Consider the following 10129-nt stretch of genomic DNA (forward strand, 5'->3'; position numbering starts at 1 on the left):
TAGAGGAATGTACGACTAAAGTCGCCACAACAAACGGTGTATTTATGACATTAGATTCCTAAGACACTGGTGATGGCGCGTCCTACGTTGTTAGGCTGCATTGCGTCAACTGCTGCTGTCGGTTCATAGCCGCAATGTACCATGCAATCTGCACATTTGGGATTACCGCTTTTATGTCCGTATTTACTCCAGTCTGTGTTATCTAGCAGTTCTTGAAAGGTGGCGTAATGACCTTCATTTAACAAGTAACAGGGTTTTTGCCAACCTAAAACGCTGTAACTCGGACTTCCCCAAGGAGTGCATTCGTAGTCTTTTTCACCTGTGAGAAAGTCTAAAAATAGCGGGTTGTGGTTAAAGTTCCATTTCTTTTTCCCAGTTTTGTAGGGTGCTAATATTTCCCGGAATAAGGCTTTAGTTTGTTCGCGTTTTAAGAAGTGCTCTTGATCTGGTGCCCATTCGTAACTGTAACCGGGAGAAATCATCATTCCGTCGATGTTGAGAGTTTCGAGAAAGTCGAAAAACTCTTGCATTTCTTGAGGGTTTGCACCTTCAAAAACTGTGCTGTTTGTTGTGACTCGGAAGCCTTTGGCTTTGGCGGCGCGAATGGCTTTTACTGCGGTGTCAAATACGCCTTTGCGATCGACACATTTATCATGTAATTCTCTCAAACCATCTAAATGAACGCTGAAAGTTAAGTAAGGTGAAGGTGTAAATTTATCTAAGTTTTTTTCCAGTAAAATCCCGTTTGTGCAAAGGTAAACGAATTTTTTCCGTTCTACTAAACCCTTAACTATTCGATCCATTTCTGGGTGCAAAAGTGGTTCTCCGCCCGGAATAGAAACTACTGGTGCGCCGCATTCTTCGACAGCTTTAAAGCATTGTTCGGGGGTAAGGTTTTGCTTAAGAATATCGGTTGGGTGCTGAATTTTCCCGCATCCCGGACAAGCTAAATTACAGCGAAAAAGGGGTTCTAACATCAAAACCAAGGGATATTGTTTGCGCCCTTTTAAACGCTGACTGACAATATATTTGCCGACTTCAAAAGCTTGCAGTAAGTTAATTGCCATTGAGTGTGTTTCTCCTCGTCACCGTGCGGAATTATACTTTAAATTTAACGCAAAATTCTTATCAAACCAATCTATCGCATTTTTTAATGCTGTGGGAATTGGGGTTTGGGGTAAACCTAATTCTCGGACAGCTTTAGAGGAATCATAGTACATTTTTTGGGTAGACATTCGCACGCCATCTAAGGGAACAAAGGGGGGTTTACCTAATGGTGCTAACACATATTCATCAATCCAAGCTACGGTTAAAGGTAAGAAGGAAGGAACAGTAGTTTGTGGTGCTGGTATTCCGGTAATTTTAGAGAGTAGATCCAATAACTCTTTCAAGGTGAGATTTTGGTTTCCCAGAATATAGCGATCGCCCATCCTACCTTTTTCTAATGCTAGCAAATGTCCTTGAGCAACATCACCCACATCAATAAAGTTTAATCCAGTATCTAAATAAAAAGGCATTTGTCGCCGCAGGAATTTTAAAATTATATCACCTGTCGGAGTAGGTTTAATATCCCAAGGGCCAATGGGAGAAGTAGGGTTAACAATTACCACATCTTGTCCTAATTTTACCGCATTTTGTGCTTCTTGTTCTGCCAAAAATTTAGACTTTTTATACTCGCCAATTAGCCGATCGATCGGACTTTGGTAGGTTTCGTCAGCTATTGAGCCTTCTTTTACTCCTATTGCGGCGACGGAACTGGTGTAAACGGTGCGATCGACTTTTGCTTTTCTAGCAGCGGTTAAAACATTTTTAGTTCCTAACACATTTTGCTGATAAAGTGGCTGTTTATCTGATTGCCAAAGAGAGTAAAGGGCGGCGACGTGAAATAATACCTCACAACCAATTATTTTATCAGCTAAGTCAGCATCATTGAGGTCGCCTTTGACAATTTCAATGTCTAAGTTTTGCAGGTTATCTAATTTGCTAGTTGGACGAACTAAGGCTTTGACTTGATAGCCTGACTGCAAAAGTAATCTTACCAAATTTGCACCGATAAAACCTGTTCCGCCTGTGACAAAAGCTGTTTTACTCATTGGTTATTTTAATTTAAACTTAGAGCGAAAGTCATCTAACAAAGTGTAAACTACGGGAACTACGATTAGGCTAAGTATAGTTGATGATACTAAACCACCTGCGATCGCAATTGCCATTGGCGAACGTAATTCGGAACCTGCACCCATATTTAAAGCTAAAGGTACCATCCCTAAAATTGTCGATGCTGTTGTCATCATAATTGGTCGAAGACGTACTGGCCCTGCGGTTAAAATTGCTTCATTTCTGTCCATTTTCGTTCTTCGCAATTGGTTAATGTAATCTACTAAGAGAATAGCGTTTTTGTTGCTAATTCCTAACAGAAACACAAACCCAATTAAAGAGATCATGCCAAAGTCGCTGTTAGTTAAGAATAATGCTAATAAAGCACCCACCAATGCTAAAGGCAAAGATAACCCAACGACAAAAGGATCGCTCCAACTTTTAAACAGCAACATTAATAATATTAAAATACAAAGAGCCGACAAAATTAAGGTAGTACCAAAACTGGTAAAGATTTCATTGCTACGTGCTGAATCTCCTCCTAAACTCAACTCAACATCAGGTGGAATAATTGGTTTAGCAATAGCGAGGATTTTATCAGTTGCTTCACCAATTGTAATTCCTTGACCTAAATTAGCAGTAATAAAAACTACTCTTTGTCGATCGTCTCGTTCAATCTGAAAAATCGCACCTTGTTCGTCAGTAGCACCAGTTAAAGTAATATCTTCTAAACCAGGAATTTTAGTAATTTCGGCTTGAATTTCCCTGGCTGCTTTACTGCTAGCCGCTAAATCTTCGCCAATCAATCCAATTTGTAGGGGTTTTTGTCCGCCAGTATCGACAAATTGAATATCTTCGATGCTAGTAGAAACTCCTGGTAATTCTGGTAATTTTTGCCGAATTTCATCTTGAAATTCAGCGGTAGTAACTTCGCGGTCTGGTTTTAATTTAACGTAAATAGTACCGCGATTTGGTTGTTGAGGACGACTCCCAACAGTAGTAAATACTTTTTCAACTTCTGGCGCTTTTAATACTACTACTTCCAGTTGTTTAGCAACATCTAAAGATTCTTGCAAAGGATCGCTTTCTTCTCCGGGAACTTGTAGCCAAGAAGGAAGTAAAGAAGAAACTGATAAAGGCGCAGTGTAAGTAATATTAAATTCACCGCGATCGAGTTTTGGAATAAAACCTTTGGGAATAAATGGAATTAACGCTACTCCTCCAATTAAACTTAAAGTTGCTATCCCGATCACAATCCGCCGATGAGTTAAAGACCACTTCAATATTTGCCGATAACTTCCAGCAAAATGTAACCAAACTTTTTGTTCGCGACGGTGCCAATTTCCCGATGGTTGTCTGATCCAATAAATAGCTAAAACAGGCGATAATGTTCTAGCAACTAGCCAAGAAGCGATCATTGCAGCGGAGACGGTAATACCGAAAGGCTGGAAAAATTGACCGATCACACCTCTCATAAAAGCGATCGGCAAAAACACGGCCACAGCTGTTAAAGTTGTTGCTGTTACAGTTAAACCTATTTCTTTAGTTGCATTTAAAGCAGCAGTACGCGGAGATTCACCGATTTCAATATGGCGAGTAATATTTTCCACATCAACGATCGCATCGTCAATAATACTGCCAATAACTAAGGCTAAAGCTAACAGAGTAATTGTTTCTAAATTAAAGCCAAAAAATGCCATAACGATGAAAGTTCCCAACAAAGAAATTGGGATCGCCAAGGCGGAAATAAAAGTAGCTCGCCAATTCCACAAAAAGGGGAAAATTACGATTACAGATAAAATAATTGCTTCAATTAAGGAATCGATCGTAGCTTGAGTAGCAGCTTTAATATAATCTGCTTGTGTGGCGGCTAAAGTGATAATTACATCATCTGGTAATTGCGATCGCAAATTCTCCACTTGCTTTTCCACACTCGCTGTTACTTCTAAAGCGTTAGCGTCACCTTTTTTGATTACTTGGAAAGCTAGTGCATCTTGTCCATTAAATCTAACTGCGGAAGCACGTTTGTTGGTGTTCGCCGTTGTTCCGCCTAACAGATTAACTTCCTCAACTCCGGGTAATTTAGAAATACTGGAAACAACCTGTTTTTTGGTTATTTCTGTCAACTGCGTCAGATTTCTTTTTGGGCTATCAATAGCGTAGCTGACAACAGCAGATTTATTTAAATTTATCGGATATACATTCAGCTTCGTCCCCGATGGAAAAGCTAAAGGTTGAAGTGCAGCTTTTACTTCCTGTTCCGCATCTGATAAATTTGTCCCTACATGAAAAGATAAATTAACTAATGATTGTCGGGGAAAAGAAGAAGAGTTTGTACTTCTCAATTTGGGAATATCTTTTACAGACTTTTCGATCGGGTAAGTAACTTTGGCTTCTACTTCTGTCGCTTGCGGGAGAGAGGAGGAAGCACTCACCACCACTACCGGAAAAGTAATGTTAGGGAAAAGAGCATATTTCAGGGAACTAAAAGCCAAAAGTCCCGCTACCACAACGGCGATCCAAAAGCCGATGGTAAGGCGGGGATGAGCGATCGCTACCCTGGAAATGTTGAAGCGTTCTCGTATTTGCACTTTGCGAGTTGGCTGTTGCATAAGGAGAAATTAGCCCACAGTGAATAAGCTTACTGGCAATTCTTTTTTTCTCATCCTACCTGCGTGACACTTGATAATCTGTAATAATCTGCCATGTAGTTTAACAACTCTACCTAAAGGAATAGACTAGAGAGACAATAACGGAGTGTGAGGAATGAAAATCGGTTCTGAAGCGCATAAGCAGCTATTTTGCCAATCTTTCATGGATAGCCATTTAAAGTATCAACCAGAAGAGTTACCTTGGCCCAAATTGGATGAGGAGGCTTTACAACGCTTGCGGGGAATTCCATTTTGGGAAGAAGCGTTATCTACAGAACGGAATGCTGGGACAATGGTGAAAGCTTTTGCTGATACGATCGAAGATGAGAAAATTCATGAAGCGATCGCTTTACAAGGAATAGAAGAAGCCCGCCATGCCAAACTAATAGAATACATGGTAAACCATTATCAAATTGAAACTCCAATGCGTCCAGCAAAACCTGTACCGGAAAATATTGAACCGGAATTTGTCAAATTTGGTTATGGTGAATGCTTTGATTCCTACTTTGCTTTTGGTTTATTTGGTATTGCGCGAAACTCCGGCTTTTTCCCCGATGAATTTTTCGCCATTTTCGATCCAGTAATTCACGAAGAAGCCCGTCACATTGTCTTTTTCGTCAATTGGATCGCCTATAAACAAGTCCAAGAAGGTAGAGGTGCAAAAATTCTCCGAGGTGCGAATTCTTTGTGGCAATATAGCAACGCCTTAAAGCGACGTTTGGGCAGTTTTAAAGGTACGAAAAAAGGCAGTGGCAAAGGTTTTACCGCCAGTGGTGCTAATTCTGTAACTGGTAGTTTAACCTTAGAAAAATTCCTCAATACTTGCATTCAAGAATATGACAAAAGAATGAGTGTTTTTGAACCAGAGTTATTGCGTCCAGAGTTTCTTTTATCCGCTACAAAAACCGCTTACAATACTCTCAAACTTTTACCATCTTAGTGACAGGCAAGATGCCTGTCTTACAAATTGTAGGGTGCGTTACATTATCACTAACGCACCATTCCATTAATCATAAATCACAAATGACTAAAAACGAATTAATAATTTTAGTTCCTAAAGGTGCAGAATATAATGCTGTTTGTCGAGGGGTAAAAGCTGCAAGTTCTGCGCCTTTAGTTTTCTCAATTCCTATGGGTGTAAAACCTTTAACGCAATATTTGGAAAAAGACTTCTCCCGATCGCCATCTCAAGTTTTAATTATGGGTTTGTGTGGTAGTCTTTCACCTAAATTTGGCGTGGGAGATGTGGTTTTGTATGAAAGTTGTAGGTATGAAGGGGAGGTTTTGGAGTGCGATCGCTCTTTCACCACTCAACTTTACCACCACCTCAAAACCAAAGTTCCTTTAGTTAAAAGTTTAACCAGTAATTCAGTTGTTTACTCAACTTCCGAAAAACGCGAATTAGCCGAAAAATTTCCCGTCGAAGTTGTGGATATGGAAGGTTTTCCCGCTTTAAAAATTTTGAGTCAAAGAGGAATTTCCGTAGCAATGTTAAGAGTAGTCAGTGATGATTCCCAACATAATATTCCTAATCTTAACGCAGCAATTGATAATCAGGGAAATTTACAACCTCTATCTTTAGCAAGAGAAATGATTACCCAACCAATAGCAACATTTAACTTAATTAAAGGTTCCTTACAAGCATTAAAATCATTACAGAAAGTAGCAGCAAAGATATGATTAATCAAAGAGTTTAGTTTGGTAAATTAACTAAAATGCGATCGCACAATCCAAAACAAATTAGTTTGATGGAGGGGAGGAAGTGCGATCGCCACAGCAATACATAAAATTACCCCCCTTTTTTTCCAAGTTTATCGCCAGCAAGTATAATCTAAAAAAACGGTAAATTCCGCTCACAAAAAAGCAAAACCTTGGCCTACGACAACACCTGCAAATACATCGCATCCCAAAATCCAGCCAGTTTCGTTCGCTGGTTATTACCCAATGAGGAATTCACCACAGTCGAAATCCTCAAAACCGAATTACCCGCCGAACCAATTAGAGCCGATTCCTTAATTTTATTACGATTCGGGAACACAATCTTACACCTAGAATTTGAAAAATTACCTTATTCAGACCCACCAATTCCCGAACGAATGCTCAACTACTGGGTGCGCCTTTATGGAAAATACAGATGTAAAATAGAACAGGTAGTAATTTACTTAAAACCCATTGACTCACCCCTAGTTTTTATCGATCGATTTCAAGTCGGAAACACCATACATCCTTATCGAGTAATTCGCTTATGGGAAGAAGACTCTTCAGTGTTTCTAGCCGATCCCGCCTTGCTACCTTTAGCACCTCTAACTCGCAGCGAATCACCAAGAGAATTGTTGCAAGAAGTAGCAGCAAGAGTAGAATTAATTCAAGACCCCTCACAGCGTCGAGAAATATTAGTTTGTACCGCAGTAATGTCAGGATTACTGCATAAACCAAATCTGATTAGTCAGTTGTTTCGGGAGGATAATATGCAAGAATCTTTGTTTTATCAAGAAATACTTCAAAAAGGCGTTCAACGCGGTTTACAACAAGGTTTACAACAAGGTTTACAACGGGAAGTGTTAGTAATTCTGCGCCTACTTCGGCGACGGGTGGGAGAACTTTCACCCAGCACAGAAGAGAGAATTCGTGCTTTATCAATTACTCAATTAGAGGAATTAGCAGAAGCGTTGTTAGATTTTTCATCCCCAGATGATTTAACTGTTTGGTTGGAAAATTTGGCGTGAACTTTTAGGTAATGAATTAATTGAAATTCAGCTATCTTCAGAAAGTTAAAGTGCGATCGCACAATCCAAAATAACTTAGTTTGATGGAGGGGGGAATGTGCGATCGATCTTTTTCAACCGTGTACACATCTTTTCTATCTCCCTCTTTAATCTCAGTAAATAGCTGTCTTGCATAAACGTTATTTTGCCTGACAAACATTTTGCTATATCTCTAAAAAATCCTTCATAAATCACTAATTTGCTACTTATGTTACACAATACCCACACAGCATATAGTAATTAAAGGAGTGTAAAGTTTAACTCATACTTTTACTAAACTCTGATAAATTCAAAAAGTTCATTATATAATGTAAAGCCTCTAAAAATCCCTTTTCAACGGGTCAAAATTAACCAGAGGCTCAAGGGGAAAATCGGTCATGGCTCTAATTGTCCAGAAGTACGGCGGCACCTCAGTTGGCTCAGTAGAACGCATCAAAGCAGTAGCCCAACGAGTTATAGATACATCTAAAGCTGGTAATTCGGTGGTAGTAGTAGTCTCAGCAATGGGAAAAACTACCGATGGTTTAGTTAAGCTAGCTAATGAAATTTCCACTAACCCAAGTCGTCGGGAAATGGATATGCTCCTTTCCACTGGCGAGCAAGTTTCCATAGCCCTTCTCAGTATGGCATTGCAGGAGATGGGGCAACCAGCAATCTCGCTCACAGGTGCTCAAGTAGGAATAGTCACCGAAGCACAACACACCCGCGCCCGAATTTTGCGAATTGAAACCGAAAGACTTTCGCGGCATTTAGAAGAAGGTAAAGTGGTAGTAGTCGCAGGATTCCAAGGCATTACCAGCGTAGCAGACTTGGAAATTACCACCTTGGGACGTGGCGGATCGGATACTTCTGCCGTTGCTTTAGCAGCAGCTTTGCGGGCTGACTTTTGCGAAATTTATACAGATGTTCCCGGCATTTTAACGGCAGATCCCCGTTTAGTACCAGATGCCCAACTAATGACAGAAATCACCTCTGATGAGATGTTGGAGTTAGCTAGCTTGGGCGCAAAAGTATTGCATCCCCGTGCAGTAGAAATTGCCCGGAACTATGGAGTACCTTTAGTAGTGCGATCGAGTTGGACAGATGAACCCGGTACAAAGGTAGTTTCTCCAGCATACCAAGCTCGCTCCTTAGAAGGTTTGGAATTAGTAAAAGCTGTCGATGCCGTAGAGTTTGATACCGATCAAGCAAAAGTAGGCTTGTTGCGCGTACCCGATCGTCCTGGTGTAGCGGCGCGTTTGTTTGGGGAAATAGCCCACCAAGATTTAGATGTTGACTTGATTATTCAGTCAATTCACGAAGGTAATAGTAATGATATCGCCTTCACTGTCAGCAAAAATGTAGTGAAAAAGGCTGAAGCCGTAACAGCTGCGATCGCACCCGTCTTACGCACTCATCCTACACCCGCACCAGACGAAGCCGAAGTCATGGTAGATCCACAAATCGCCAAAGTCAGTATAGCTGGTGCAGGCATGATCGGAAGACCGGGAATTGCCGCCGAAATGTTCGCCACCTTAGCAGAAGCAGAAATCAATATCTTGATGATTTCTACCTCAGAGGTGAAAGTCAGTTGTGTAGTTGAGGCGGGAGAATGCGATCGGGCAATCTCTGCTCTCTGCAAAACCTTTGATGTGAACACTTCTCCAGCATGGATCAATAGAAAACTAATCACCCAAGATAATACCGACGAATACCCCTTACCACCAGTGCGAGGAGTCGCCCTAGATCTGAATCAAGCACGCATAGCCATTCGACACATTCCCGATCGACCAGGCATGGCAGCACGCCTATTTAAGCAACTCGCCAGCCAAAATATAAGTGTGGATATGATCATTCAATCCCAACGCTGTCGAATAATTGACGGGCTTCCCCGCCGAGATATTGCCTTTACCGTGCATCGAGGCGATGCCGAAGCAGCCAAAGCCACTTTACAAGAAGTTGTGACTGAATGGGGTTGCGGGGAGGTTGTGGTGGATTATGCGATCGCCAAAGTCAGCGCCGTCGGCACAGGCATGGAAGGACAACCCGGAGTAGCCGCCCAAATGTTTGAAGCCCTAGCCAAAAACCAAATCAACATCCAAATGATCGCCACCTCAGAAATTAAACTCAGTTGCGTAGTCGCCCAAGACCAAGGAGTAACCGCCTTACAAATCATTCATAACGCCTTTGGCCTAGCAGGTAATCAAAAAATTCAGGTTTCCGCCTAATGCCTGAGCCAACTCGCAGCATTACTACCCCTTAAAACCCTTGTGAGTAAACAGTTCTAGCCTTTCCCAAAAAAAGTTTTGCCAAAGAGTTGACAAACCATTGTGAGGTTGGTAGATTAGTAAAGCGGTCGAGAGGAAGCCGAGCGAAAGTGAAGCACTCCAGAGCGCCCGAACCTAGAAAAAAGTATAGTTTGAAAGCCAAAAAAAGCCAAGCTCGTCAAAGAAATTAATAAAGTTTCTAGCGTAGCTAGAAGCGAAAAGAGTCAATAGTATCAAATGGAGAGTTTGATCCTGGCTCAGGATGAACGCTGGCGGTCTGCTTAACACATGCAAGTCGAACGGGGTAGCAATACCTAGTGGCGGACGGGTGAGTAACGCGTGAGAATCTAGCTTCAGAATGGGGACAACAGAG

At 41.3% G+C, this 10129-nt stretch carries 8 protein-coding genes and 1 rRNA gene; 5 read left to right on the forward strand and 4 right to left on the reverse strand.

What is annotated here, in order from left to right; genetic code table 11:
- Positions 1–50: 50 nt before the first annotated feature.
- Genes hpnH through ACE1B6_RS12580 form a run of 3 tightly spaced genes read right to left on the reverse strand, consistent with a single transcriptional unit; the run spans position 51 to position 4706 of the window.
- The gene (hpnH, locus tag ACE1B6_RS12570) at positions 51–1067 is read right to left on the reverse strand and encodes an adenosyl-hopene transferase HpnH (RefSeq protein WP_413257574.1); all 1017 of its coding nucleotides are present in this window, start codon (positions 1065–1067) and stop codon (positions 51–53) included.
- A gap of 18 nt (positions 1068–1085) precedes the next feature.
- Positions 1086–2093: a hopanoid-associated sugar epimerase gene (gene hpnA / locus ACE1B6_RS12575; protein ID WP_413257575.1), complete on the reverse strand. Its 1008-nt coding sequence runs from the start codon at positions 2091–2093 to the stop codon at positions 1086–1088.
- A 3-nt stretch (positions 2094–2096) separates the two neighbouring features.
- Complete coding sequence (locus ACE1B6_RS12580) at positions 2097–4706, reverse strand: efflux RND transporter permease subunit (RefSeq protein WP_413257576.1); 2610 nt, start codon at positions 4704–4706, stop codon at positions 2097–2099.
- 154 nt (positions 4707–4860) lie between these two features.
- Between ACE1B6_RS12580 and ACE1B6_RS12585 the strand changes: the two genes are divergently transcribed.
- The 3 genes from ACE1B6_RS12585 (at position 4861) to ACE1B6_RS12595 (ending at position 7471) form a co-directional block, all read left to right on the forward strand.
- Entirely contained in the window at positions 4861–5685 is an 825-nt protein-coding gene (locus tag ACE1B6_RS12585) for a ferritin-like domain-containing protein (protein ID WP_413257577.1), read from the forward strand.
- 83 nt (positions 5686–5768) lie between these two features.
- A complete protein-coding gene (locus tag ACE1B6_RS12590) occupies positions 5769–6425 on the forward strand; it encodes a phosphorylase family protein (RefSeq protein WP_413257578.1) in 657 nt (218 codons plus the stop codon).
- 191 nt (positions 6426–6616) lie between these two features.
- The gene (locus ACE1B6_RS12595; RefSeq protein ID WP_413257579.1) at positions 6617–7471 is read left to right on the forward strand and encodes an Rpn family recombination-promoting nuclease/putative transposase; all 855 of its coding nucleotides are present in this window, start codon (positions 6617–6619) and stop codon (positions 7469–7471) included.
- Between the two features lie 37 nt (positions 7472–7508).
- Here ACE1B6_RS12595 and ACE1B6_RS12600 read toward each other — a convergent pair whose 3' ends face one another.
- Positions 7509–7670 (reverse strand): hypothetical protein, encoded by a 162-nt coding sequence (locus tag ACE1B6_RS12600; protein WP_413257580.1) that lies wholly within the window; start codon positions 7668–7670, stop codon positions 7509–7511.
- A gap of 217 nt (positions 7671–7887) precedes the next feature.
- On the opposite strand from ACE1B6_RS12600, the gene ACE1B6_RS12605 reads away from it, so the two are divergent.
- A complete protein-coding gene (locus ACE1B6_RS12605; RefSeq protein ID WP_413257581.1) occupies positions 7888–9717 on the forward strand; it encodes an aspartate kinase in 1830 nt (609 codons plus the stop codon).
- 273 nt (positions 9718–9990) lie between these two features.
- Positions 9991–10129: ribosomal RNA gene (locus tag ACE1B6_RS12610) — 16S ribosomal RNA — on the forward strand; the annotation flags it as partial.

It is taken from the genome of Floridaenema fluviatile BLCC-F154, from assembly GCF_041929135.1.
Taxonomy (GTDB): domain Bacteria; phylum Cyanobacteriota; class Cyanobacteriia; order Cyanobacteriales; family Aerosakkonemataceae; genus Floridanema; species Floridanema fluviatile.